The organism is Sporosarcina sp. 6E9, assembly GCF_017921835.1.
GTDB lineage: Bacteria > Bacillota > Bacilli > Bacillales_A > Planococcaceae > Sporosarcina.
On sequence record NZ_JAGEMN010000001.1, the window covers coordinates 2097391 to 2124261 of the forward strand.

A 26871-nucleotide genomic window follows, 5' to 3' on the forward strand; every position below is an offset into this window, starting at 1 on the left:
TTAACTGAACCAGCCATCCATTTTGTCTAATAAATTACTCTTATCAAAGTTATTCTTATAGTAATTAATAGCATTGATAGCCATTTTTTCTCGTTTTTCTTCCGACATTGAAGTTAATTCAATTATATTGTTAGCAAGCATTTGTACATCACCAGCATCGCTACAAATACCCGCATTAGCCTCATGAATGACATCTTGTATTTCTCCATCAGCTGAAACAATAACTGGTAAACCGGAAGCTAAACATGATTGAGTTTTTGCAGGTAAAGTAATTGAAAAAACTTTACTTTTTGCTAGACTTATTAATGAGGCATCACACAATGCCATATATTCGGGTATCTTTGTTGCAGGTTGTTTAGGTATAAAATTAAACATTTCCCGTACATCGAATTCATTTACCAATCTTTTCAGCTCATTTTTAAAGCGGCCATCACCAATTATGTTAAACCGAACTTTAGTGCTTTCAATTTGCAATAAACTTGCTACTTCAGGCAATATCTCTAAGCCCTGGGCTGTTCCAATATTTCCTGCAAAAATAATATTGAAAACATCATCTTGAGGAATATCATTAACTACCACTTCTTCTTTACTAACAGGTATATAAAAGTCTTCAGCATATTGAGGCCAAAATTCCAACTTTTCAAGTTTAACACCTCTTTGATTTATCGCGGATATAAAACTTTTTGACGAGGTAAATATTCTATCACAATTTTTATAGATGTAATCCACCATTATTCCTATTGTATTCAAAAAGTATTTATTTTTAATTCCAGTAATTATTTCCACGTTTTCGGGCCATAAATCCGTGACATATAAATAACATGGAATTTTCCTTTTTTTCGCAAACCATACTCCAGGCAATGCTTGAGTCATTGGTGAAACTTCATAAATGTAAACATAATCGGCCTTTAATTTCGTGAATGTTTTCCAAAAAAATCCAGAAACAACGAAGGATAAATAATTTAAGGCGAGCATTATTGAGTTGTTTCCTCTAGGAATAAGCGGTATTCTAATAACTTCAATTCCATTGTAGATTTCTTTTCTTTTTTTAAATAACCCGTATCCGTTATAATACTTTCCCTGTGGATAATTAGGTATCCCTGTAATCACTGTTACCTTATATCCTCTTTTTACCCATTCAGTACAGATATCATTTATGCGGAATTGTTCAGGATAAAAGTACTGCGCAATTACTAATATATGCTTTTTCAATCAAATTTCCAACCTTCCCAATTATCTCTCCGTCAACTTGATTGACTCACGAAAATCTCTAATTTGATAGTCTTCTTTATACCTACTCATCGATTTTTCATAAACCATATTACCAAACACTTTATTAACAAGGCCAACTTTTTTTTGCATTAATATTAAAATGGGATTAAATAACTTGACTAACTTAATTTTTTTATTATGAATTTCTGAAATAATACAGACCATTTCACTAGTATTAACATATTCTTTATTTTGCGGAAAAAACATCCCACTTTCTTGATTATCTATCATAAGTTTCATAAACTCACAAAGATTATCGATATGCAACATACTCCGCTGATTATCGATATTTGGAAAAACCGGAAGTTTTCGGGCTGCTTTTGCAAGTTTAGGATAATTACCTTTTGACCCTTTACCATAAATCATCGGTGGTCTAAGGATGACTACCTTGAAACTGTCTTCATTCAAAGACTTAATTTGATTTTCAGCTTGCAGCTTACTGTCCCCATAAAAATTGCTCGGGGCTGGTGTTGTATACATATCAATTATTCCGTTGTTAGTAATGTTTTCTCCGTAAACAATGAGACTGCTTAAAAATATAAATTGCTTCACTCCATCAGCTTTAGCTTTTTCGGCAACCTCAATTGTTAAATCTCGATTTACTCGATAATATTTTTCTTCCATATCCGGATCTGTAGAAACATGCGCGATCCCAGCAACATGGACAACAACATCATAGGGAGAAAAATCCTTTTTCTTCCAAGAGCGATCTCGCATACTAACTTTATCAATGGAATACAAATCCGGATTATTCGAAAGCCATGTATCAAATGCATTTCCTACATAGCTATTTTCACCAGTAATAAGTATCTGTTTCATTTCGAAATGTTCTCCTTGCTTGTAGATTTAGAGACTTTTACTTTATCCTGAGCTCCAGTTCCACCTTCTAACACACCATCACTCTTAAAAACACTAACTATGGTTCCGAAAAAACATTTAATATCCATCCACGGCCCTAATTTCTCAACGTATTCACCATCTAATTTAGACTTGACTTCAATTGGAACTTCATCTCTTCCATTTATCTGTGCCCAACCTGTTAAACCTGGTTTCACGTCATTTGCTCTATATTTATCTCTTTCGGCTATTAAATCATATTGATTCCACAATGCTGGCCTCGGACCAATAGTACTCATTTGACCAACGAATATATTCCATATTTGTGGTAGTTCATCAAGTGATGTTTTTCGTAAGAATTTCCCCATTCTAGTAATATACTGTTCTGGATCCTCTAAGAGATGTGTAGGGGTATCTTTTGGTGCATCTATTTTCATTGTACGGAATTTAAGTATGTTAAAATAACTTTTATGTATTCCGACCCTCTTTTGCTTAAATAATATTGGACCTTTTGAATCCAGTTTAATCGCAACAATGAGTACTAGGAATATCGGAGATAAAATAACCAACCCTATAAATGATAAAATGAAATCTATAAATCTTTTAACCTTCAAGTAAAACATAAATTGTAACCTCCGGCATCGTAACCTTTTTAATAATTATAGAACTCGCCTTTAACATTTTTATTCTTAGACAGCAATTAAACTCTGTATTAATTAATCTAAATGCTTACTTCAACGCATAGGTACACTAGGCGCAATTTTCCCGAGATAAAACTGGCTACCTGGACCTTTTAGATAGCCGTGGTTTTACCCTGCAGTTCTACAATCTTCCGATTAGCTAACCCAACAAGTGTGTCTTTAACTTCAACATTATCCATATCCGGTAATTTCTCGAGGACGAAGTTCATTTCAGTCAAACTAATCGGCTCCGCCTTCCCAACAAATATCTTAGGAAACACATACTCACTCTGCCGTTCATTCTCATTCAATAACTCCTCAAACAACTTTTCCCCAGGACGAATCCCTGAATAGTTAATCCCAATCTCATCCTCACTAAACCCTGATAGTTTAATAAGATTCTTCGCCAAATCAACAATCTTAACAGGTTCGCCCATATCAAGCACAAAAACTTCCCCACCAGCAGCCAAAGTCCCTGCCTGAATAACAAGCCGAGATGCTTCCGGAATCGTCATAAAATAACGCGTCATTTCCGGGTCAGTCACCGTAATCGGTCCCCCCTTGGCAATTTGCTCCTTGAACAAAGGAACAACACTACCTCTAGATCCAAGAACATTCCCAAACCGAACAGCCGCAAATTTCGTCTCGCTTTTCTTCGCTAGATTTTGAATAATCATCTCCGCAAAGCGTTTCGTCGCCCCCATAACATTCGGAGGATTAACTGCTTTGTCAGTAGATACCAGAACAAAGTAAGGCACGCCGAAAATGTCCGCCGCTTCCGCAACATTCTTCGTACCAAAGATATTATTTTTAACAGCCTCCATCGGATTAGCTTCCATTAAAGGTACATGTTTATGTGCCGCCGCATGATACATAACATCCGGTTTATATTCGCTAACGATATCAAATATACGATTTCGATCTTTAACATCTGCAATGATTGGAATTATTTCCGTGTCAGGTGAAACTTTTTGCCGCAGTTCCATGTCTATACTATAGATAGAACTTTCACCGTGCCCTAATAGAATCAATCGTTTCGGACGGAATTCACTTACCTGTCGACAAATCTCGGAACCTATCGAACCGCCAGCCCCTGTGACTAGTATGGTTTTATTGGTAAGTTTATCCGCAATTGCTTTTAAATCAAGTTGGACTTCGTCTCTGCCAAGTAAGTCCTCTATTTGAACGTCTTGCATATCATTGACGGATACTTTTCCTGTCATTAAATCTTCGATACGTGGCATTGTTTGAGTTTTAATACCTGTTTCAATACATAGCTTCGATAAGTCAGCCATTTCTTGCTTCGGTAAGGATGGAATCGCGATGACAATTTTCTCAATATTATTCGCCGCTACCAATGCAGGTATGTTGTTGCCCCCACTGGCTACTTTAATACCGAATATTTCGAGACCGTTTTTTGATTGGTCATCATCTACGAAGAGGACAGGTTTCATGCCAGAATCAGGATTGTTTAGTAGTTGACGAGCTACCATTGTTCCTGCTTGTCCAGCACCGACAATCATGGTTCTTGTTGTTGCGTTTCCGTTATGATGATTCACGGTGTCACGCATGAGTCGCCAAGATAATCTTGATCCTCCAATAAGCAGGATATGTAGCATCCAAGTTAAGATGAGCGCGCGTATGTATATATTTTGCACGACAACAAGTTGGACAACCGCGACAACAGCTATCGTTAATGTTACCGCCTTGAAGATTGATTTTAATTCTCCAATGGATGCATACGCCCATGCTTTACGGTAAAGTCCGTAATGCCATGCGAAGAAATGATGCGCGATTTGGATTGTCACGACACTCATGAGTAACGTTTTACTCATAAATATATTGGTCGTAGGATGCAACATATAAAATCCGATGTATATAGAGAATAGGACAATCAAGGAGTCGACGAAAACTAAATAGGTCGTTCTTTTTTTAACTGACAACAGGGCATTCTCCTTTCTAGTAATTATTACACAGCTTTTCTTGTTATATTCTCTCATAATAGATACTTTTTACTAGTTTACGATTGTTCATTATAGCATTTTAAGGTAATAACTTCCACCATTTCTTCGTTTCTAGTGCATTCGGCTCCAATAAAATGAAATCTTCGTTTGTTAAAATTCTATCATTGTTTTCCAACAATATGTCTGCTAAGTCATGTAGTTTTCGTTTATCTAAAAAGTTGAGTCCCTTTTCAAAATGGAATGGACGGTTGACTGGATTATGTACGTCAGACCCGTATGTGTGTACTAAATTCGCTTCAACGAGTCGTAAAGACAAATTTTGAACTTGTTTGCCAAAATGCCCAGCAAGACTCCCCGCTGTTATTTGAGAAAGTGCACCGTGGTTAATCAATCTCGCCAGTCGTTCAGGCTTTTGAGCGATGGCACGGTTTCTTTCTGGGTGTGCAATGATTGGTACTTTATCCATACTTAGAATGCTTTGGATGATGTCCACCGTATAGGTTGGGATTCCGCTTGATGGTAGTTCAAGTAAGACATATTTAGAGTCCGCAAGTGTCAAAGCTTCTTTCGTTTTCAACTTTTCAACAATGAAGTCTTTTATGCGTAATTCTTGCCCTGCATGCACGATTATTGATAAACCTTTTTCTTTACAAATTTCGTTCAACATGCTCGTCTTTTGTAAAACTGTGTCTTTGGGTACGTCAAAATGCGGGCTGTAGGCGTGAGGGGTAGCGATGATATCTGTAATTCCTTCCGCTACTGCCATTTCTAGTAATTGAACAGATTCTTCAACAGTTTTCGGCCCGTCATCAACTCCGGGTAAAATATGTGAATGTATATCTACCATTTGAATCCCTCCGTTGGCATTAAGTGTTCGATTTGAAAAAGAGTAAACAGGGAATTACACCCATTTACTCTCCCGTTCCGTAGTATTGGTAGTAATAATGATCTTTATCTAATTCAAAGTTATTCAATACAGCTCCGAGAATCTTCGCTTGTGAAGAGAAAAGCGCTTCTTTTGCCTTGATGATATTTTCTTTTTCAGTTTCGCCGGCACTTAATACGAGTACAGTACCGTCACATTTATTCGACATGATTTGCGCATCAGTAACTGATAATACAGGCGGTGCATCAAAAATAATCACATCATATTTGTTTTTCATCTGGTCCATTAGTTTATCCATCGTTTGCGATCCGAGCAGTTCTGCAGGGTTCGGCGGAATCGGTCCGCATGTAATAATGTCAAGCCCTTCTGTATCGCTAGGGTTGATGACTTCAGAAAGGTCCGCTTGGCGTGTAAGAAGGTTTGATAAACCTACTGTGTTTGTCAAGTGGAATGTGTAATGAACGGTCGGCTTTCTCATGTCAGCATCGACAAGCAGAACGCGTTTGCCTTCTTGCGCAAAAACGACAGCAGTGTTTGCTGATATTGTCGACTTTCCGTCACCAGGGGATGCGGAAGTTACGAGTAATGTTTTAAGTTCACCATCGGGTAGTGAAAAGTTGATATTGGTACGCATTGTACGAAATTGTTCGGATACCACTGATTTGGGGTTGACACTTGTAACGACTTTACGCGCCGCTGTTTGGACTGTTTTTTTCTTTCTCGCTTTTCTCACCATTTTTACCTTCTCCCCCTTCCTCTTCTTTGTTTAACTTCGACTTTCATTTTCGCGATGTCGCTATCTGGTATCGGACTGATTAAGCCGATGATTGGTAAGTTTAATATTTCTTCGACGTCTTGTTCGTCTTTCATCGTTGTATCTAGGTATTCAAGTAAAAATGCCACGCCTACACCGAGCATGAGGCCGATAACGGCTGCGATTGCCATATTCAGTTTCGGATCTGGTTTAACAGGTGACGGGTTAGCCCCAAGTTCTGCTGGGGTTAGTATGTTCACATTATCCACATTCATTAATACTTGTATTTCTTTTTGGAAAACTGTCGCGATTTTATTGGCGAGTTCGACTGCCATTTTAGGATCTTCGTCTTGAACTTGAATATTAACGACTTGTGAATTTTGGGCGCTGTTCACTGTCACTTGATTGATTAATGCGCCTACCGATCGTTCCAAGTTCAATTCTTCTTTAACGATTCCAAGTATGGCCGGACTTTTAATAATAACGTTATATGTATTGATTAATTGTAGGTTTGCTTGGATATCTTGCGCGTTATTTTGTTGTTGTTGATCTGTTTTTGATGTTGTGACAAGTATTTGTGTGGATGATTGATAGATTGGCGTTAGAAGCCAAAAACTGACGACACCACTAATCGTTATTGCGATAATTGTTATGAGTGCAATTAAGCCTAAACGTTTTTTTAATGTCTTAAATAAGTCCTGAAGACTAATCGTTTCTTCCATATTTATTATTACTCCTTTTAAATTCAAATAATTAACATAGCGATTATTATAACATGATTCGACAATTTTTGATATATTATTTTCGACTGATATATGCGATAATTAAACTATTATGTAAATATTCGACACGTTTTACTAGGAAAGGAGTAGTAATTATCAAATGAGAAAAGTACTATCTATTATTCTTGTAGTTATTTGTCTTATTTTGTTAATCTTTAGTTATATGCAATGGCAGGACAAAATTGATTCTGCTAAGGGGATGGAATCATCCACTTTGAAAGAGGTAACGGATACTAGTTCTTCTTCTGTAGATGAGGATGAGGAAAAGGCAGAAGTTGTGAAACCTGATGTGGATGTTGAACGTCTACTATCATTGACTTCTAATCAGGACAAGGTTGTATCGTCTGTATTCCGGAGTCGCTTGGAAGCAGATGAGGTTGTTGACTTTTTAATTGTCGGATCTGAATCGATGAATTATGGCGATCCGGGATACGCAGAACGTTTGCAGCTTTCACTGCAAGAGTCATATGGCGAGGCAGTGAACGTTTCAACGATTGTATTGGATGGGGCAACGGATTCAATCATCAATGGGATGGATGATGTAATAGATTTTGATGTTGGTTATGATGTCGTCTTGTTCGAACCACTAACACTTAACAGTAGCGGCGTCATTCTTCCAGAAACGCAACACGAACATATCGGGATGTTTATTGACCGAATGAAAGATGAAGTCGATGATGCAGTAGTTGTCCTACATCCTGCGCAACTATTACGTCGTGCAATGAACTATCCAGCCCAGGTTCAATCCGTTAAGGGTTATGCTGATTCAGAAAACATCCCTTATATCGACCATTGGACTGAGTGGCCAGAAGTTAACTCGGAAGAATTAGTTCAGTATTTAGATGAAGATAATTGGCCGAATCCCGAAGGTGCCGAACTTTGGGCGAATGCACTGATTACGTATTTTATAGCTGAATAGATAGATGGAGGAGAAGGATTCGATGGACAGTAGAGTAAATCGCAAGAAAAAGAAGAAATGGCCTTGGATTGTCGGCGTTATAGGCGTATTAGTTTTAGGTGTAGTTGTTTACGGTGCGATGATCGTTAAGAATTTAACAGATACAGCGAAAGAAATTCACGAGCCGATTGAGCGTGCTGTATCTGAAAAGCGTGAGGAACCTGTTGTGTTTAAAGATGCTGAACCCTTTTCGATGTTAGTTTTGGGTGTTGATGAACGCGAAGGCGATAGCGGCCGTTCGGATACGATGATCGTGATGACGGTGAATCCTGAAACGAAGTCTACGAAAATGGTAAGTATTCCACGTGATACGTATACGGAAATTGTTGGTAAAGGCATTAATGATAAGATTAACCACGCATATGCGTTCGGTGGAACCGAAATGTCGATGGCTACAGTAGAAAATCTACTAGACATTCCAATAGACTACGTAGTACAAGTGAATATGGAAAGCTTTAAAGATATTGTAGATGCTGTTGGCGGGATTACGATTAATAACACTTTGGATTTCAAAGTTGGAAGCCATACGTATCCTAAAGGGCAGATTTCATTGAATGGTGACGAGGCGCTTGACTTTGTAAGAATGCGTTATGAAGATCCACGTGGAGATTTTGGAAGACAGGATCGTCAGAAGCAAGTGATTCAGGCTGTGTTGCGTGAAGGCGCATCAGTTAGTAGTTTGTTGAATTATAAGAGTATATTCGGTGCGATTGGTAGTAATGTGAAGACGAATATGACGTTTGATGAAATGGTTGAGGTTCAGAAGAATTACAAGGATGCAGCTGGTAAAGTGGATCAGCTGTATATTGAAAAAGGACAAGGCCAGAAGATGAATAATATTTGGTATTACATTATGAATGATGAAGAGTTAAATGGAATTACTAGTGAGTTGAAAGAGCATTTGGAGTTGTAAATCGTGAGTGGGTCCCTGTCCGGCTGTGCCGGACAGGGACCTTTTTTTATGTAGATTTGGAATCCGTGAGGATTGGGACGAGATTACTTGTGAGAGAGACAACATTATGAGTTATAGCGATGACAATTTGAGAGATTGAGACGACATTCCCGTATTGGGACGACATTATGAAAGATTGAGACGACATTTTTGTCGATTGCGACGATATTCTTGATAAAAAGGGATGCCGGGGCATCCCCTCCCTATCGAAATGGGGTTCCAGGTGGCCATGAGTTCTCTGGTACAAAACGTGAATTAACACACCATTTATCACCACAAATAGCATCCAATTAGAGCATCAATTAGATGAAATTTGACCTTCAGGATAACCATCTAACTAAATTAATAATTAACCTTGGAAGGTAGAGCAGAACGTTTAGCATTATCTCCACAGCCGCGTCTAAAACGATACTATACTCTTTACTTTTTTTACGCTTGCCCATTTGTTGCCCCCCCCCATAATGGCCCTATTGAGGCACAGTCCTTATTCAACAACTGCGCTCAATTACGGTAGACATTATTAAGCATCCGATTTACTTAGTCGATTAATGTAAAATACGAGTATAACAATGCCTAATATAATCAAAATAGAAATCACTTGTCCTGCTACTAATCCTATTTTTCCAATACCTAACGGCAAAATAAGAATAAGTACCCCACTAATCATAAGGAATAAACCTACTGCATTAGCTAACTTGTTTTTATCTCCCCGAAAAGTGTTCTCATTAAAACCTGCAATGAGAGTGAATTCTTGTTTTTTCCATATCAGGTAACTAAAAAAGAAAAGAAGAGCACTAGTAAAAAGACAAACTATTACTGGACCTATATTCATACACAGAACACCTAACTTTCCTTCTGGCTATCGTAAAAGACTTTATTTCACTTTAAAGCTACTGCTAATCGATAAAACGACCGTTTGTAGAAGTGTCAAATTCATTTCATACTCTCTATTATACCAGAGATACCGAACGAGACCTTCGAAATATTTAATTTATCCCACAATTTAATCAGTTTCAATGTGATCACTCCTATTTATAAAATTGCGTTTGGACATACGAGTTAACAGTGGTATTAATACATACATTAGCTGACCTACAATAGAAATTGTAATCCTGCTAATAGGCTTGTCAGTAGGGTGCCGATACATAGGCAAAAGGAAAGAGTCCAATTCATATGCGAATTTGGACTCTAATAGTGTGTTTTATTTATGTTTTGTACCGCTCAACCGAGTACTCTCAATTAGCCTTAGGAAAAGATATTAATTGTCGTAATAATAATCGGCATAGCAAAGACATCAACTAAGAATGCGCCTACGATTGGTACGACTAGATAGGCTTTTCTAGAATGGCCGAACTTCCCTGTAATTGCCGCCATATTCGCCATAGCATTTGGCGTTGCGCCTAATCCGTGACCTGCAAATCCACCGACCATAACTGCCGCGTCGAATGATTTTCCGAGTAAACGGAAGAGAACGAAAATCCCGAAAAACACGATGAAAAGTGATTGGACGAATACGATGACTAAGATTGGAAGTGCCAACCCTGTCAGTTCCCACAGCTTGATACTCATAAGCGCCATTGATAGGAATACGCCTAATGTAATATCCCCGACTAGTTCCACGCTCTTCATGTCTACGATTTCAGGATTAATCTTATCGACAACATTTCGTACAATTACTGCGACAAACATCGCCCCGACGTAACTCGGAAGCACGAATCCAGTTGACGCGGAGAACAGTTCCGCTAAGTACGAACCCGCTGCCATTGAAAATGTGATTAATAAAAGTTGCGTGAAAAAGCGATTTGAGTCTATTGGGATGTTTTTCACTACTTCCTCGATTTCTGTAGATTCAGCTGCATCTTCCGAAGATTTTAAATTGTATTTCGTGATGAGATGTTTTGCGATGGGTCCACCGACAAGTCCACCGGCGATCAAGCCGAAAGTAGCGGCTGCAATTCCAATTGGAAGTGCTGAAGCTACGCCTAAACCTTCAATCGTTTGACCGAATGCCGTTGCGCCTCCGTGTCCGCCTTCCATAGAAATTGCCCCAGCCATTAAACCGAGTAAAGGGTGAATGTCGAATACTTTTGCCAGTGAAATCGCAATGACGTTTTGTGCTAAGGCTAAAAATCCACATGCGAGCCAGTATATGATTAATAATTTTCCACCAAGCTTAACTAACTTGAAGCTGGCACCGATTCCAACAGTCGTAAAGAACGCGAGCATGAACATGCCCTGCAAGGAAGTGTCCAGCGCAACTTCAACCCAGTTCAGTTGTTTGAGGAGTGCCGCAACAATTGCGAATAAAAGCCCGCCTACTACTGGAGCTGGAATACAAAAACGTTGTAATATACCTACTCTTTTGACGAGTAATGTCCCTAAGACGAAAAGTGCAACGGACAAGAATATTGTCGTAACTTGGTTGAGTTCAATTGTCATGGTGTTCCTCCTTTTATGTCAACGCTGTGAAAGCGCTATATGTGTGCATTTCTTATTGTTTACATTATATAGAGCTTGATTTATAATTTCTAATATCGAAAAACTATATACTTATTGGTTTTACTAATAAGTGAAAGGGTGCCTTTGACATGGATCTTAAGCAATTGAAATACTTTGTCGCTGTTGTTGAAGAAAACAGTTTTACAAAGGCTGCCAAAATACTTCATATTTCTCAACCGACGCTAAGTCTGTCCATAAAAGCGCTCGAACAACAATTAAATACGCAACTTTTTGAACGAAATACACGCGGAATGCAAATCACAGACGGTGGACAACTTCTGTATGATCGTGCCAAAAAGTTGCTGTTAAATTTATCAATTGTCGAAAAAGAAATCGTAGAATTAAATGCAACGGGTAAAGGCGAGGTGCACTTAAGCATTATTGAGTCCACTCAAAATTGGATTCCCAAAGTGATTAAAAATTTTAAACAAACGTATCCGACGATGAAAATTCATTTCACAGAGATTACGAATAAGAAGCATGTGATCCAATCACTTAGGAGTTATGAGACTCACTTGAGTATTACGAATCAGCTTGTTGAAGAAGAGGATATTGAATTCATTCCCATTTATACAGAGAGATTTTTGTTAATTATGCATGAAGATCATGAGCTTTCTTCGAAGCGGGATTTGTCGTTAGAGGATTTGAAAGATAAGCCTTTAATCATTAGTAAAGAGGGATATCAAACGAGGGTTAATATATTAGAAGCGTTTGAAGCTGATGGGGTTGAGCCTTCAATTATGTTTGAAATCGAACGTTTTGAAACTGCTTGGAAGCTGGTTGAGGAAAATTTGGGGATTGCATTTCTGCCGGAGAGTTATGTGAAGGATATTCGTGGTTCTCGGGTAGTGGTTAAGGAAGTGGATTCTGCTCATTTGACGCGGACGGTGTATTTGACTTATATGAAGCAGCGGTATTTTCCTGCTGCGATTCGAGAGTTGATTGAGGATATTGAGGGGCATTTTTGACGGTTTTGGAATTAGGCGGGCATCGTGAGATGCTGGACAATTGGGCGGACATCTTTCAGGATTGGGAGGACATAATTGACGAATTCATGAGATTGGGAGGACATAATCATAAATTGCGCGGACATCGTGCGTGCCGACTGAAATTGGGATGACATCTTTCGGGATTGAGCGGACATAATTGGCGAATTTATGAGATAGAGAGGACATAATCATAAATTGCGCGGACAACGTGCGTGCTACCTGAAATTGGGCGGATATCTTTTGGGATTGGGCGGACATAATTGGTGTATTCATTAGATTGAGAGGACATCATCAAGGATTGCGCGGACATCGTACTATTGAAAGTGAAAAGGGATGCTGCAGCATCCCTTTTTGATTACACAAATTCAATCTGAAATTTCATGCCACCATTTATGTATTGCAGTAGCGGCTGGTCTTCTTCAATAACTCTACCAATGACGTTTACTTTTTCATCCACTTTCAAATCACGTTTCGTAATTTGTATCTCACCTTGGTATCGTCCATATCTCTCGTTATCAACTGTTATCGAGCCAATTGGTCTTTCGATAGTATTTTGTGCTGTGACTGGACGGGTTCCGATTAGTCCGTATTCTCTTGACTCCATGGATCTGATGCAGTCTCTAGCTGCGTCCCAACGATTGGTTTGGATGGTGGATAATATATCACTTAGCTGTTGATTCGCGGCGAACGGTTTTGCCTGTAGTTTTAGGATTCCATCTTGATAGGCTGTGAATTGTGCTAAGGTTTTTTCGGTTAGGTTTAGGTCTCCGACTAGGACTTTTTCGACTGCGCAGTTTGTGATTAGGTCTAGATGGGCTTCGAATGGTGCGCTGTGTCGATGATCTTCTAGTGTTGGGAGGCCTTCATGTAAGGGACCTCTTAGGTCGGCGTCGCCTGGGATGAAGGCCATGACGGTTAGTCCTTCTTTTTTGAGCCAGTTGTTCACTTTTTGGAACTCAATTTTGTCGAGGCCAGTTTCTGGTCTTGGGTAGAAGTTATGCCATGCTTCTACGGAATCGGTTTGTAGGCCGTTTGATTTTAATCTTTCGAGCATTTCTTTTGTTAGTGTGCTGGCGTTTAGGGCGATTTTCAATTCTTTAGATAGCTTGATCATTGTTTCTTCTGGGATGCCGTAGTCTAGTCTTAGTCCAGTGACGCCCCATTCGAGGAGTCCTGCGGCGTTTTCCCAGGTGAAGCCGAGGTGGCCGAGGGATTTTGGTGAAATGTCGGCCATGAGTTCCATGTTGTTGCGTTTTGCGACTGCGCCTAGTGCTTTTAGACGTTCTGTGTATTTTGTTGGGTCGTCTTCTGGGATGTGTAGCGATGTGAAGATGGCTGTGAATCCTGCGTGTTGCATTTTGGTTATGTATGTTTCGAGATCGGTGATGTTGTCGTTTCCTAAGTAAACTGATAGGCCTAGCATGTTTATGTCACTCCTTAATTAATTTAAAAAGGAGAGGGTTTCCCCTCCCCCTCTCCATTAGATGCCTTCTGCCATCTCTTCTTTGAATCCCCATAGATAGGTGAATAGGAATCCGAAAGTGTATGCGATGACCAAGCCTATGAAATAGTATAGGTATTGGTTGTTGGCGATGAGTGGGATTAGTGAAATCCCGGAAACGCCGATTCCTGTTGCTGCGACTTTCATCAGGGCTTGGAATGCACCGCCGACTGCTGCGCCCATACAAGCTGTGATGAACGGGCGACCTAATGGAAGCGTGACCCCGTACAGTAGCGGCTCTCCGATTCCGAGGAATCCGACTGGAAGTGCACCTTTGATAATGTTGCGTAAGCGTTTGTTTTTCGTTTTCACGAAGATCGCGATTGCTGCGCCGACTTGACCTGCGCCTGCCATTGCGAGAATTGGTAATAATGCTGTGTAGCTTAACGTTTCGATTAACTCCAAGTGAATTGGCGTTAGGCCATGGTGGAGTCCTGCCATAACGAGTGGCAAGAAGAATCCTGCAAGAACTGCACCTGCTACGATTCCCCCTACATCAAGAAGCGAGTTGATGCCTGATGTGATGGCATCTGATAGTACGCCAGCAACTGGCATGATTGCGTATAGTGAAAAGAATCCAACAATTAATAACGTGAGTAATGGTGTAAAGATAATATCAACTGCAGCTGGCATGACTCTACGAACGCGTTTTTCAACGACAGTCATGAGAAATGCTGCAAAAATGACGCCGAATAATCCGCCGCGACCTGAGACTAATGGTTCGCCGTAAATCACTATATCCCCGAGTCCTGGATGGAATAATGTAGCCCCTGCGATGGCACCGAGAACCGGGGTTCCGCCAAATTCTTTCGCTGTGTTCCAACCGACTAAAATCATTAGGTACATGAAGACCCCGCTACCCAGGACGAGAAGGATTTGCATCCAAGATGTTGTTACATCGACTTCTGCGTTTTTGGCGAAGTTCGCCGCCCCGTTCAGTAATCCCGATGCGACAAGACCAGGGATGAGTGGAATGAAGATGTTACCGATTCTGCGTAATAGCATTTTGAATGGTGTTTTGTTCTTCTCTTTTCGTTTTGCGTTGTCGCGCGCCGCTTTTTCGCTGAATGTCAGATCATCGTCGTCTGGATTGGCCTCTTCGCCAATCGCGAGTCCCGTGACTTTGCTCATTTCTGCAGCGACTCGATTGACCGTTCCCGGACCGACGACGATTTGTAGCGTGTCGTCATCAATGACGCCCATGACGCCGTCGATTTTTTTGAGTGCATCGATGTTCGCTTTGCTGTCGTCTTTTAGTTGCAAGCGTAGACGGGTCATGCAATGCGATAGTCGTTGAATGTTCCCTTTGCCGCCAATATGTTCAAATATATCGGTGGCCATGCGTTCTTCTTTCTTCACTTCAATCCCCCACTTTGTAAGTTATTTTATTGATTGTCGGACAAAGCCGTTTGATTCTGTTAGTTTTTCTACCGCTTCATTATATGAACATTGTAATAGAATCATAACAATGGCCGTTTTGACGTGATGCTGTGCTTGTTCGTAATAACTTGCGGCCGTTTCGTAGTCAACTCCGGTTGCTTCCATAATGATACGTTTAGAGCGTTCTACTAATTTCTCATTGGTCGCTTGTACGTCCACCATCAGGTTTTCATACGCTTTCCCGATGCCGATCATCGCTGCTGTTGAGATCATGTTGAGGACGAGTTTTTGTCCAGTACCTGCTTTGAGTCTCGTGGAACCTGTTAAGACTTCTGGACCGGTTTCGATTTCAATAGCCATGTCAGCGTGTTTGCTCATTTCTGCGTTTTTATTGCAAGAGATGGATGCTGTTTTTACGTTTAGTTTTTTCGCGTAATTTAGTGCACCGATCACATAAGGCGTTCGGCCGCTTGCAGCGAGTCCGATGACGATGTCGTTTTCTGTCAGGTTAATGGCTTTCAAGTCTTCTGCGCCTAGTGCTGCGCTATCCTCGGCACCTTCTACCGCAACTGTAAACGCTTTCATTCCACCTGCAATTAAACCTTGAACTTTGCTTGGTGAAACGCCGAAAGTTGGTACACATTCGACTGCGTCCAGGATGCCAAGTCTGCCACTTGTACCTGCGCCGACGTAGATTAAACGTCCGTCGTTATTGAATGAATGAATTACTGCTTTCACTACTTTTTCGATGCTGTCGATCTCATTTTCAATTGTTTCCGGAACTGTTTTGTCTTCTTGGTTCATCGCGATCAGAATTTCTCTTGGCGACATTTCATCTAATTGCATGGTGTTCGGGTTTCTTGTTTCGGTTGCTAATTTCTCGAGCATTCAATCACCTCTCTGGTAAACTCTTTTATAGTTTTATTGTACCCCTATGAAATTATATGTCAATGGTGTTTCCGTTATTCATGAAACTAAATTTCATTTAAGTGAAAAAAGAGTTTCTCCATTAGCGTCGGAGCTGTTCCATCTCTTTTCTTGCTTCGTGGTAATGTTTAATGACTTTGTCACCGATTTGGTGGAAAACGCTCATGTATAACGTGTCGATAATTGTCAGTTGCGTCATGCGTGACGGGATACTTCCGATTCTGAAATCTCGTTCGACATTCGGCGTGGAGAGATTGATGTCTGCGAGTTTATGCAGGGTCGATTTGTCATCTAGATTGGATATGGCTATGACGGTTGCCCCTGTTTTTTGTGCGAACTGCGCAAGCTCTATGACATCTTTCGTCATTCCAGATGTACTGATAGCGATGAAGACATCCCCTTTTTCTAGGTATGGAATCACGGTTAGTAAATGGTGAAAGTCTGTGCTTGTGATGGAATGATAGCCGAGTCTTGTAAATTTATAATGCGCATCCACCGCAGCAATTGATGATCCCCCTACGCCGAAGAAGACGATCCTTTTTGCTGATTTGATGGTTGTGACAGCTTTATCGAGTTCTTTTTTGTTCATCGAGTCCGTGCAAGAGTCGATGGCGAATTTGTTTACTTGAATCACTTTTTGGAACAGATCGTAAGGTGAATCGTTTTTTTGTAAGTTTGTGACGTCTGTAATATTCATTTCAGCAATCGTTAGGTCTCTGACGAGTGCGAGTTTAAATGATTTGAAACTACCCACTCCGATTGATTTGCAGAAACGGACGACGCTCGCTTCGGATACGCCGGTTTTTGCGGATAGTTCTTTTGTGGTCATGTTCGGGATTAGGTCTGGGTTTTGAATGATGTATTTGGCGATTTGTTTTTCGGCTGCGGATAGGGATTCTAGTTGTTGTTTGATTGATCTTATTAGGGTTGGCATGGTGTGGCCCCTTTCTCGGTTTGTAAAATGATTATCGCATGGAATGGGTTTTTGGGGTAGTTTTTTGTGGGGGGTTGCAAAGGGAGGCCTGCGGCTTCCGCGGAATTGCGGGTGTCGGGAGAGGACTTCAATTGGTATTTTGTGAAATTTATAAATGGTTTTTTAAGGGCACTTGAAAAGGAATGCCAGCGGCATCCCTTTTCTTCTGGTATTTAGCTTTGGTTAGTTTTTTCGCCACACGTATCTCGTTGCGACGGAATTTCCGGTTTTATTCAAAGGAAGTGATTTAATGGCGTAACGGGCTGCGTCTTTGTTTTTTAGTTGTAGAAATCCTCTGCACTCCCGATTTGAGATTGATGTGTTAATTAGCGTGAAATAATCAATTAATGTTTCGCTGTAATTATTGGGCGCTGTGATATCGCACTCGATGCATCTGCGTTGTTTATGGCTCACGTAGTGCATGGCATCACCGCATTTTGTACATAGTTGTCCCCTCTTTAGGCTATCTGGGTCAATTGAAAAGTAGTTACAGAGTGGGAATGGATCGTAGTCGATTCGGTGTTTTTGGATTAGTTCTTCTATGCGTTTAATAAGTTTTGTGCTGTACATTGATTGCTTTTTGGTAGATTGCGCAATAAGACGGGCAGCCCTTTTTTATAGAGGATCGGGGCGTTCGGTGCTTCTTCTATGACATGGGAATTGGGATTTGATAGAAGTACCCGACCGATGATGTCGACTTGTAGTTCCCTTCTGGCAAGCCAATTTTGTAGATTGTGAATATGCGTATGAAGTTGCTCGAGTGGGCAATCCATTCGTATGATTTCGCCTGTCTGCTTTTCTTGTTCTAGCTGGTTTGGATTTGTTTTGAAACGAAGTTTGTCAGTTATATTTTTGACATCAATTATCAAGATGAATTTCTCGGCCAAAATTAGGGTGTCGATTTGGAATGTCATACCGGGGGAATGAGAAAGTTGGATATCTTTGAGTACCGTCATTGATGTGGGGATATCAAGTGTAGCCAAGTATTGATCTATTTCGAGTTCGCCAGCGTAGCCTGCGCTCACTCTATATAGTTGTTTTTCAAGTTTTTTAAGATGCGGTGAATCTTTTGGGAGTCGCGCGATTAATCTTGGGATTGCCCTTAATAATGGCGGTTCTTTTCTTGGCATTATTTTGATAGCTATCAACCTCTTTCTGAATTGTTAAATTTAATATAGCAGGTATTGCGTGTGGGGACAAGATGTGGGGGAAGATTGAATTTTGAGGGGGTTGTTGGGTGCGTAGTTGGTGTGGTGGTTAGACATCTTTTGGGATTGAGCGGAGATAAATGGTGGATTCGGGAGATTGAGAGGACATAATGAGGGATTGCACGGACATCATGGCCAGCTGGCGTGATTGCGCGGAGATCTTTCAAGTTTGAGCGGACATAATTGGCCGATTCGTGAGATTGGGAGGTCATAATGAGCGATTGCGCGGACATCATGGCGAGCTGGCGTAATTGAGTGGAGATGTTTTGAGTTTGAGCGGACATAATTGGCCGATTCGCGAGATTGAGAGGACATAATGAGGGATTGCGCGGACATCATGGCCAGCGGGCGGAATTGGGCGGACATAATTGGCCGATTCGCGAGATTGGGAGGACATAATGAGCGATTGCGCGGACATCATGGCCAGCGGGAGGAATTGGGCGGAGATCTTTTGAGTTTGGGCGGACATAATTGGCCGATTCGCGAGATTGAGAGGACATAATGAGGAATTGCGCGGACATCATGGCCAGCGGGTGTGATTGGGCGGAGATCATTTGAGTTTGAGCGGACATAATTGGCCGATTTACGAGATTGAGAGGACATAATGAGTGATTACGCGGAACTAGCGTGGATGTTGCACAAATCCGTGTACCTTCCCCGCATTTCATTCCAAATTCACCCTTTGTAATACAACTGTAATATATATGTAACGCAAATGTCGTTGTTATCTGGTTATATTCCCTATAAAGTGATAAGCAGGAAGAATTAACCGTAAAGTCACGATTATATATAAAAAAACAAAACTTTGTTAGGGGAGAAATAATGAGAAAAGTTGTCATTTCACTAGTAACTGCGGCTTCTATTTTATTTACCACTGCCACAATTGACGCACACGCCACTGAACCGGTTGGACAAGTCAGTGTTCAATCAGAGTCATCTTACACATATAAGACAGTAACGAAAGTAGGGTCTACTAAAGCAACAGCTAAATCTGGTAGTTTCAAATTAAAGTATAATACGAATGTCCGCAGAGACGCTGGAACAAAGAACAAAATTGTTATTACAGCGAAAAAAGGATCGACTGCAACTGCAACTCATCAGAAAAAAGTTGGCAAAGAAACTTGGTATAAAGTTAAAGTTAGTGGAAAGTCTGGTTGGGTTCTAAGCACATTGCTAACTCCAGCGAAAGCAGCGGCTAAAGCGCCTGCTAAAAAGGCTGCACCAAAAAAAGCGGCTCCGAAAGCAACAACTCAAGCAGCAAGTGGTTCATACACAACAAAATATAATTCAAATATCCGTTCAAATGCGGGTACGAATAATAAAATTGTAACAACTGCTAAAAAAGGTACTAAGGTTACTGTATCTGCACAGAAGAAAGTCGGTAAGACAACTTGGTATAAAGTAAAAGCTAACGGTAAGACAGGTTGGGTTTCCAGTGATTTATTGGCGAAGGCGACTAAAGCGAAAGCCCCTGCTAAGAAAACGAAAAAAGCTTCAAACAGCACGTTCTCTACGGACTTAATCGCAAATGCGATGAAACTTCGCGGTGTACCTTACCGTTACGGTGGTACGACGACAAGCGGTTTTGACTGCAGTGGATTTGTTCAATATGCATTCAAGCAATCCGGGAAAAGCATTCCTCGCGCTACAACTGGACAATATGCAGCAACGACAAAAGTTTCAAATCCTCAACCAGGCGATTTAGTATTCTTTGCTGGTACTTACAAAGCAGGTATTTCGCATGTTGGGATTTATATCGGAAATAACCAGTTCATCCATTCTGGTGGAAAAAACGTACACGTTCGTAGCATGAGCGATCCTTATTGGAGCAAGTACTTCCACAGTTACAGAAGCTTCTAAATAGAATTAGAAAATGCACAGTCGATTTACTCGACTGTGCATTTTTTATTGTTCAATATTTTTAATGGCGTAATCTCCGTATTCGTCAATGACGACAGTGAATGTTGCCCCGTAATCGATTGTTTTGACTTCATCACTTTCCGTGTCGTGATAAGTAAATGTTGCATTCGCTTTTACGATTGCTTCATTTTCGCCGATCTCAACGCTGGTAATTTCAGATTTTACTTCTTCATAAACTTTATGTTCCCCGTACAATTCCTCTACTTGACGAACGCCTTCTTTTGCAGCTTGACTTTCTGGTAATAAGTAAGTCCAGTAGTATTCTAGCTTTTTGTCGTTAAGTGAGTACGGGATTAATTCGTAATAGCTGTTGATGAAGCTTCTGAGCAATTCATCGTCCAGATAGGCGCCTTCGATTTCAATGTCTTCTCGTTCATCAACGATTTCTTTCACATTTGCTGCCCATTGGTTCAATTGATCGATGACCGTGTAGATAGGAATCGCGTACCCAATGTTTGGATTATTTTCAAGGATTAGCGAGTTGATACCGATGATTCGGTCCGTGCTCGCATCGATTAATGGACCACCGCTGGAGCCTTGCTTGATCGTGGCATCCATTTCGTACAGGTTTTTGTAGTCATAGTCATCGAAGAAGCTTTTTCCGAAGTCTGTAATCTTCCCTTCGGTTGACGTGTTCGCGATGTTTTCAGGGCTCCCTAAAGCAAAGACTTTCGTGCCAACTGGAACTCTCGAAAGCTCCATTTCCATCGGTTGTTTCCCTGCTAAATCGAGAACGCGTATAAGTGCAATATCTGTCTTGTCTGAAATCCCGATGACGTGCCCATTAAATTGTTGGCCGTTACTATTCGTGACTGTTATGTAAGCCGCATCTTTGGCGACATGGGCATTCGTTACGATGTCCCCTTTTTCATTAAATAGAAATCCTGAGCCTTGCTGCAAATCAGAGTCAATCGTGTAGACGAATGATTTCGCATTCGCGATGGTTGACGATAAATCTGTTTCAGGAGCAACCGGAACTTCTATTTTTACAATCACTTCCGTCTTTTCTTCAACTGCTGTTACTTCAACAGAACCCTCTTCGGTTTCGGTTTCTTCTTCAGGTATCAATTCTGGATCGATTTCCATACCTTCTAATGCGATATTCTCAAAAGAATCCGGCTTTAAGACCGGCTCGGATGCTGTTTTAATTTGCCCGAGTTGACCAAAAAGGCTAAATAAAACTGCGACTAATACTAGTAATATGACTCCTTTAAAGAGCGTTCTTTTATTTTTCATAATCTCAACTCAATTCTACTTGAATTCTCTAATGATACTGACGTATGAGTATCTACTTTAGTTTCAACAATATATATGAATAGTATAGCAGATTTTTTGGTGGTAATGTTTTAAACAAAAAACTATGAGTAGTAGACGAAAGTAGTATAGGTCAGTAGACTTTCGCTACTTCTTAAGCCCACTTTGGAGTGACGAAATATAGCTATCTATCTTTTATACTTAAATTAGTATATATAGCGTATAAGATTTCGATTGGAGTGGTTTTCATAAAAAAAAGGCTCAGTACCTCACTACTCATCACTGTCACATTATGTTTAGGATTTCTTTACGCAAACGTCCAAGCAGCCTCCACGCTTTCAAATTGGTATACCGACAATTTTCAAAAGGAGGAGGAAGAAATAAGTTCAACTGTAGAGACTGGGATTTGGACAAGCTTCAAGCAGTTAGGGGCGTTCATGGGAGAAGCAAAAAAAGATGCTTCTATTGAAATTGAGGAATCTCGTAAAAAAAAGCTAGACGAATCAAAAGCCAATATTGAGGCATTAGTGACTGGCTTGAAAGAGCAAATCGATCAAACCGTGACTGACTTAGAAAAAGAAAGTCTTGATGGGATTGTTAACAGCCGGAATATTGAAGATGAAATTGAACAGGATGTTACAACTATTTTGGCAGAAATTCTGGGTGAATAAAATAAAGCACAAAAAGGGGAAATTATTATGTTGAAAACTATAAAAGGTAAAGTAGTCGCAGGCGTAGCAGCAGTTTTATTACTAGCTGGAGGAACGGCATTCGGTGCTTCAAATGCAGGAGAAAAGCTACAAGATTGGTATAACAAACTTTTTAATCAGCATGCTCAAATGGTTGAAACTGGGGTTAATGATCATGTAGATGGGTTAATGCCTAAGTTAAGAAATGAATACCAAGGGATTAAAGATACTGCTGCAACAGATATTAATAAGTTTGGAAAAGATGCCACTGGCACTACAAGCAAATCAATTAATAACCAAGCCGGAGAACACATCGGTGCAATTAAAGAAAAACATGAAGAAATTAATAAATATATGGATGAGCAATTTAGTGAAATTGTTAAGAATGCAAAAAAAGGAATTAATGAAGCTGGTGAGGCAGCTCTCACGTACGCTAAGGATGATCTAGGTACACACACAGATTCTGCAGGTAAAGAAGCGCTTGAAAATTTAAACGCGGAATTAAATGATACGACTAAGCAAGCCCTTTCTGATATTGAAGAGGCAATAACAGTTGCAAAATCGGAGATTATAAATCAAATTGGCCAAAAAGTAGTTACGACCAGAGCCGAGATTATTGGATTGATCAATGCTAAAGTCGGAGAGCTACGTGGGATTATTAATACTGAAACAAAAAAAATGGTTGATGAACAGAAAGATTCTATTAAAACGGCCGCAGCGGCGCAGCTGACTAAAGCCCAGTCGGATATGAATGATTTAATCAATGGAATCAATAAGTAACATACACAATAAGGACCTCATTTTCCAGAGGTCCTTATTCTTTTAAATGGAGGATTAGTTATGATAGATAAACTAACGATACTTAAAAGAATATTGATGGTATTCGGAGCATTATTTTTAAGCGTTAGCATTGGCAGCGGCGTAAAATCCGCTTTTGCAGGTCAAGATATTAATAGTTTATTAACTAATTGGTTCAATGCTAAAAAGACCGAATCGATTAATCAAATTGACGAGGCTATCACGATTGAAAAAGATTTACTGATGGTGGAGTTGAAAAAAGGATTGCAGGAAGAAATACAACTCACTGAAGCTGAACTGGCTAAGTTTACACAGGATGAAATTGCGCTTCGTATTGGCGAGCTACGAAGTTATGCAGATGAGCTGCTTATGAATATGGAAACTGATAATAGCGATGAACAAGCTAAGACTTCCGCAGCTTTGAATGCGATTTATGAACAAGCGCTTGAACAAATGAATGAGCTTGCGACAACCACAAGTGCTGAACCGGATGATACGGCTGAGGTTGAAGATGAAGAGTAGGATTGAAAATACGTAAGACGTACTCACAAAGCAATTTTGAGTACGCCTTTTTTTATTTCGTCATTAACACATTCCCCTACTCACCTTAATATTCTCTTGCCTTTTTAACTAGATAGGGTCGATTTGAGAGGCATATATATGTTATAACTATAGGGAGCTTAATACTTCCCTTTAAAAGGAGATCTTTACAATGGATGAAATAGAGATATTGGATATTCCAATTTCAAATATAAATAAAGCAGAATTACTAAAAGATATAGACGATCACTTTCAAACGCCTGGTGGGAATTTGTTTTTTGTTACGGCAAATCCTGAAATCATTATGCTGACAAAAAGTTCAAATTCTTATAAAGAAGCGATTACGTCTGCAGATTATGTTCTTGCCGACGGGATTGGTGTCTTGATAGCGTCGAAAATACTTGGCGCTCCCCTTCGTGAAAAATTGCCTGGTTATGAGTTAATGCATGACTTTCTAGCATATGCGAATCGGCACGGGAAAACCGTCTATTTTTTCGGGGCGAAACCTGGCGTGGCCGAACAAGCTGCGAAGAATGCAAAGGTTGAATATCGCGGATTGAAAGTGGCGGGTTTCATGGACGGTTATACAAATAAAGGGCCGTTGGTTGCAAATGAAATTGCTGTAACTGAACCAGATTTCGTTTTCGTTGCGATGGGTGCTCCGCTCCAAGAACGTTGGATTGCGAAGTATAAGGATCTATTTCCAACGTCGGTATTGGTCGGGGTAGGTGGAAGCTTTGACGTGCTCTCTGGGAACGTGAAGAGAGCGCCGAAGTTCTGGACAAACAATAACTTGGAATGGTTTTACCGGTTGATCACGCAGCCTACTAGAGCAAAGCGGATGCTGAAGATTCCACAGTTTTTGATGCATGTTGTGAAAGAACGGTTTTCTAGGTGAATTAGAACCATTCAGTTTAGTGAAAGAAAATGCAAATTTATGTATAACACAGACCGCTAATCCGCGAATGGATTAGCGGTCCTTAATTTGCTTATGCATCAACATTCACAAACTAGAAAAAGAATTTTGAATAGTTCAATTTACCGATTGACACGGCCCTTTTAAAGGAATATAGTACCACTTAACACCCCAATATAGCGTGAGAGGAAGGTTTTATTTGAAAAAGAAAATTACTAGTGTCCTTGCTTCTGTCCTATTAATAACCACTGCATTCTCAGGAAGCGTTTTTGCCGATTCCAATGATACCTTGAAGAATCAAATCGAATTACCAGGCACGGCAGAACCAAGTAAGGAATTCCGCAACTTCAACACTGATAATTTTAAATTGCCTCAAATCCTCAATAAAAACGGAGTAAGCAGCTTCTCTAACAGCCTCGATGCAGATAGTGATATTCTATATGAAGCAGAGCCGAATGATTATCCAGAATTAGCGGATAACCTACCAATGGGTAAAGGCATGGTGGGCGCTTTTCAATGGGAAGAAGATATTGACTTTTATAAGGTGAAAGTAACAACCACTGATTATATGCTTGTGTTAGGCACCGCTTTTGACGATTATCCGTATATGGAACTTGCTTATGGCGTATTTGATTCCGACTTAAACTTTATTGATCCGGAACTATATGAATATGACGATGAGGACGGCATCTACCATCTGCTTGTACCTGTAAAGCCTGGTGATTACTATATCCTTGCAATGGATTATTATGAGTTTGGAAGCAATGAGCTTTATATGCTTATGGCACAGATGCTTGATACCAAAGCCCCTTCCGCGCCTACAGTTAATGCAATCGATGATAATGATACTTCCATCTCCGGAAAAGCGGAGAAAAATTCAACTGTCACCATCAAAAACGGAAGCACTGTATTGGGCAAGCCGAAAGCCGATCGTAGCGGCAACTTCAAGTTGACCGTCAAAAAAATTAAAGCTGGTTCCAAAATCACTGCAACGGCAACGGATGCAGCCGGCAATGTAAGCAAATCTACGACTATCACAGTTAAGGATAAGACGGCGCCAAGCGCTCCTAAAGTGAAAGCTGTCGATGACAATGATAAAACAGTATCTGGTACGGCCGAAGCGAATTCCACTGTTACTGTAAAGAACGGTAAAAAAATACTGGGTTCGCCTAAAGTTGATAAATCAGGCAAATTTAAGCTGACCATCAAATCTGTGAAAGCTGGAACGAAATTGACCTTCACTGCCAAAGATGCTGCAGGCAATGTAAGTAAAGTAAAAACTGTTACTGTTGTTGATAAGACTGCACCGAGCATCACTGTGAAAAACATCTACTCCACTACCAAAACAGCTACAGGTAAAACAGAAGCAGGCGCGAAAGTTTCTTTCAAGGTCGGTAAAACAACCATTGGTTCCGGAACAGCAAACGCTAAAGGTGATTTTAAAATCGCCATCAAACGCCAAAAGAAAAACACAACAATCACTGTAACTGTTTCCGATAAAGCCAAGAATTCGAGAAAAGTTACTACAAAAGTAAAGTAATCTAATTGATTATATTATAAAAAACAGCCCGCTAATTCATTCGCATATGAATTAGCGGGCTGTTTAATTATTTAATTGTATCCAAAAGCCGGCAATATTGATTACCTTTATTGTTTTATTGTCCAATACGAGTTCATTGCGTGCATAAATGAAGTACCAGTCAGAAGATAAACCTTGAATTGCATATTTGGTCGTTTGCATTTGACGCATGTCCTCATCTTCAACTTCAACAACCTCCACACAATCCAAAGCTGAACAATAAATTCCATGTTTGTCTATTAAGTACTGCTCAAATTCCGCCGACGGATGTGTAGGAACACGGAATACTGCAAAAACAAAAACCGCAAACACCAACAAAATGACTTTGTTTTTGATTGGTGACTTCGCATGCAAAAGTAATCCGATTGCACAAATAAGCGTAATCCATAGAATTTCAATTTCAATTTTGAAGATAAAGACAAAGGCAAAGGAAGTGATCATAATGAAATATAAATAACGTTCCAGAATATCCTCACTTTTTGCTTTTTTAACCAGTATATATATCAAAGATATCAATATGTACATAAAAAATGCGAGATCAATAATGACCATTTTTCACCGTTCTTTCGATAATAAAATCAGCACTGCGGTAGGCAATGCTGATTTCTTCATT

At 40.1% G+C, this 26871-nt stretch carries 26 protein-coding genes; 10 read left to right on the plus strand and 16 right to left on the minus strand.

All coding sequences use genetic code 11. The annotated features are described in order from the left end of the window. From J4G36_RS10645 to J4G36_RS10675, 7 genes are all read right to left on the minus strand, one after another. Positions 1 to 1212, minus strand: a complete 1212-nt coding sequence (locus J4G36_RS10645) for a glycosyltransferase family 4 protein (protein ID WP_210469972.1) — start codon at positions 1210 to 1212, stop codon at positions 1 to 3. 21 nt (positions 1213 to 1233) lie between these two features. After that, positions 1234 to 2091 (minus strand): NAD-dependent epimerase/dehydratase family protein, encoded by an 858-nt coding sequence (locus J4G36_RS10650; RefSeq protein ID WP_210469973.1) that lies wholly within the window; start codon positions 2089 to 2091, stop codon positions 1234 to 1236. Then, positions 2088 to 2732 carry a sugar transferase gene (locus J4G36_RS10655; RefSeq protein WP_210469974.1) on the minus strand — a complete coding sequence of 215 codons (645 nt, stop codon included), beginning with the start codon at positions 2730 to 2732 and terminating at the stop codon, positions 2088 to 2090. Before J4G36_RS10655 ends, J4G36_RS10650 begins: the two co-directional genes overlap by 4 nt. Before the next feature lie 170 nt (positions 2733 to 2902). Next, positions 2903 to 4732 (minus strand): polysaccharide biosynthesis protein, encoded by a 1830-nt coding sequence (locus J4G36_RS10660; protein ID WP_210469975.1) that lies wholly within the window; start codon positions 4730 to 4732, stop codon positions 2903 to 2905. Between the two features lie 100 nt (positions 4733 to 4832). Continuing rightward, entirely contained in the window at positions 4833 to 5600 is a 768-nt protein-coding gene (locus J4G36_RS10665; protein ID WP_210469976.1) for a tyrosine-protein phosphatase, read from the minus strand. 64 nt (positions 5601 to 5664) lie between these two features. Then, on the minus strand, positions 5665 to 6375 hold the full coding sequence (locus tag J4G36_RS10670; protein WP_210469977.1) for a CpsD/CapB family tyrosine-protein kinase: 711 nt from the start codon (positions 6373 to 6375) through the stop codon (positions 5665 to 5667). A gap of 2 nt (positions 6376 to 6377) precedes the next feature. Next, positions 6378 to 7115 carry a YveK family protein gene (locus J4G36_RS10675; RefSeq protein ID WP_210469978.1) on the minus strand — a complete coding sequence of 246 codons (738 nt, stop codon included), beginning with the start codon at positions 7113 to 7115 and terminating at the stop codon, positions 6378 to 6380. Between the two features lie 160 nt (positions 7116 to 7275). Here J4G36_RS10675 and J4G36_RS10680 point away from each other — a divergent pair, with 160 nt between their 5' ends. Together J4G36_RS10680 and tagU are read left to right on the plus strand one after the other, a co-directional pair. Further along, a complete protein-coding gene (locus tag J4G36_RS10680; protein WP_210469979.1) occupies positions 7276 to 8094 on the plus strand; it encodes an SGNH/GDSL hydrolase family protein in 819 nt (272 codons plus the stop codon). A gap of 22 nt (positions 8095 to 8116) precedes the next feature. Further along, the gene (gene tagU / locus J4G36_RS10685; protein ID WP_210469980.1) at positions 8117 to 9046 is read left to right on the plus strand and encodes a polyisoprenyl-teichoic acid--peptidoglycan teichoic acid transferase TagU; all 930 of its coding nucleotides are present in this window, start codon (positions 8117 to 8119) and stop codon (positions 9044 to 9046) included. Between the two features lie 559 nt (positions 9047 to 9605). Here the strand turns inward: tagU and J4G36_RS10690 are convergent. Next, entirely contained in the window at positions 9606 to 9917 is a 312-nt protein-coding gene (locus J4G36_RS10690; RefSeq protein ID WP_210469981.1) for a DUF3784 domain-containing protein, read from the minus strand. A 413-nt stretch (positions 9918 to 10330) separates the two neighbouring features. Further along, positions 10331 to 11524, minus strand: coding sequence for a sodium/glutamate symporter (gltS, locus tag J4G36_RS10695; RefSeq protein WP_210469982.1), 1194 nt, complete (start codon positions 11522 to 11524; stop codon positions 10331 to 10333). 149 nt (positions 11525 to 11673) lie between these two features. On the opposite strand from gltS, the gene J4G36_RS10700 reads away from it, so the two are divergent. Continuing rightward, entirely contained in the window at positions 11674 to 12552 is an 879-nt protein-coding gene (locus J4G36_RS10700) for a LysR family transcriptional regulator (protein WP_210469983.1), read from the plus strand. A gap of 376 nt (positions 12553 to 12928) precedes the next feature. On the opposite strand, the gene J4G36_RS10705 is transcribed toward J4G36_RS10700, so the two are convergent. The 5 genes from J4G36_RS10705 to J4G36_RS10725 form a co-directional block, all read right to left on the minus strand. Then, a complete protein-coding gene (locus tag J4G36_RS10705; protein WP_210469984.1) occupies positions 12929 to 13996 on the minus strand; it encodes a DUF871 domain-containing protein in 1068 nt (355 codons plus the stop codon). A gap of 57 nt (positions 13997 to 14053) precedes the next feature. Continuing rightward, positions 14054 to 15433, minus strand: a complete 1380-nt coding sequence (locus J4G36_RS10710; RefSeq protein ID WP_210469985.1) for a PTS transporter subunit EIIC — start codon at positions 15431 to 15433, stop codon at positions 14054 to 14056. A gap of 21 nt (positions 15434 to 15454) precedes the next feature. Further along, positions 15455 to 16342: an N-acetylmuramic acid 6-phosphate etherase gene (murQ, locus tag J4G36_RS10715; RefSeq protein WP_210469986.1), complete on the minus strand. Its 888-nt coding sequence runs from the start codon at positions 16340 to 16342 to the stop codon at positions 15455 to 15457. 121 nt (positions 16343 to 16463) lie between these two features. Beyond that, complete coding sequence (locus J4G36_RS10720; RefSeq protein WP_210469987.1) at positions 16464 to 17315, minus strand: MurR/RpiR family transcriptional regulator; 852 nt, start codon at positions 17313 to 17315, stop codon at positions 16464 to 16466. 578 nt (positions 17316 to 17893) lie between these two features. After that, entirely contained in the window at positions 17894 to 18484 is a 591-nt protein-coding gene (locus tag J4G36_RS10725) for a nuclease-related domain-containing protein (protein WP_210469988.1), read from the minus strand. Positions 18485 to 18878: 394 nt separating this feature from the next. Here J4G36_RS10725 and J4G36_RS10730 point away from each other — a divergent pair, with 394 nt between their 5' ends. Together J4G36_RS10730 and J4G36_RS10735 are read left to right on the plus strand one after the other, a co-directional pair. Next, entirely contained in the window at positions 18879 to 19064 is a 186-nt protein-coding gene (locus tag J4G36_RS10730; protein ID WP_210469989.1) for a hypothetical protein, read from the plus strand. Positions 19065 to 19384: 320 nt separating this feature from the next. After that, entirely contained in the window at positions 19385 to 20422 is a 1038-nt protein-coding gene (locus tag J4G36_RS10735; RefSeq protein WP_210469990.1) for a C40 family peptidase, read from the plus strand. A 45-nt stretch (positions 20423 to 20467) separates the two neighbouring features. Here the strand turns inward: J4G36_RS10735 and J4G36_RS10740 are convergent, their stop codons facing one another. Continuing rightward, a complete protein-coding gene (locus J4G36_RS10740) occupies positions 20468 to 21718 on the minus strand; it encodes a S1C family serine protease (protein WP_210469991.1) in 1251 nt (416 codons plus the stop codon). A gap of 188 nt (positions 21719 to 21906) precedes the next feature. On the opposite strand from J4G36_RS10740, the gene J4G36_RS10745 reads away from it, so the two are divergent. The 5 genes from J4G36_RS10745 to J4G36_RS10765 all read left to right on the plus strand — a co-directional run bounded on the left by J4G36_RS10745 (position 21907) and on the right by J4G36_RS10765 (position 26219). After that, positions 21907 to 22407 (plus strand): hypothetical protein, encoded by a 501-nt coding sequence (locus J4G36_RS10745; protein ID WP_210469992.1) that lies wholly within the window; start codon positions 21907 to 21909, stop codon positions 22405 to 22407. Between the two features lie 27 nt (positions 22408 to 22434). Beyond that, positions 22435 to 23205 (plus strand): hypothetical protein, encoded by a 771-nt coding sequence (locus J4G36_RS10750; protein ID WP_210469993.1) that lies wholly within the window; start codon positions 22435 to 22437, stop codon positions 23203 to 23205. A 60-nt stretch (positions 23206 to 23265) separates the two neighbouring features. After that, positions 23266 to 23745, plus strand: a complete 480-nt coding sequence (locus J4G36_RS10755; RefSeq protein ID WP_210469994.1) for a hypothetical protein — start codon at positions 23266 to 23268, stop codon at positions 23743 to 23745. 190 nt (positions 23746 to 23935) lie between these two features. Further along, positions 23936 to 24661, plus strand: a complete 726-nt coding sequence (locus tag J4G36_RS10760; RefSeq protein WP_210469995.1) for a WecB/TagA/CpsF family glycosyltransferase — start codon at positions 23936 to 23938, stop codon at positions 24659 to 24661. 217 nt (positions 24662 to 24878) lie between these two features. After that, the gene (locus tag J4G36_RS10765) at positions 24879 to 26219 is read left to right on the plus strand and encodes an Ig-like domain-containing protein (RefSeq protein ID WP_210469996.1); all 1341 of its coding nucleotides are present in this window, start codon (positions 24879 to 24881) and stop codon (positions 26217 to 26219) included. Positions 26220 to 26282: 63 nt separating this feature from the next. Here J4G36_RS10765 and J4G36_RS10770 read toward each other — a convergent pair whose 3' ends face one another. Continuing rightward, positions 26283 to 26810: a hypothetical protein gene (locus tag J4G36_RS10770; RefSeq protein WP_210469997.1), complete on the minus strand. Its 528-nt coding sequence runs from the start codon at positions 26808 to 26810 to the stop codon at positions 26283 to 26285. Between the last annotated feature and the right edge of the window lie 61 nt (positions 26811 to 26871).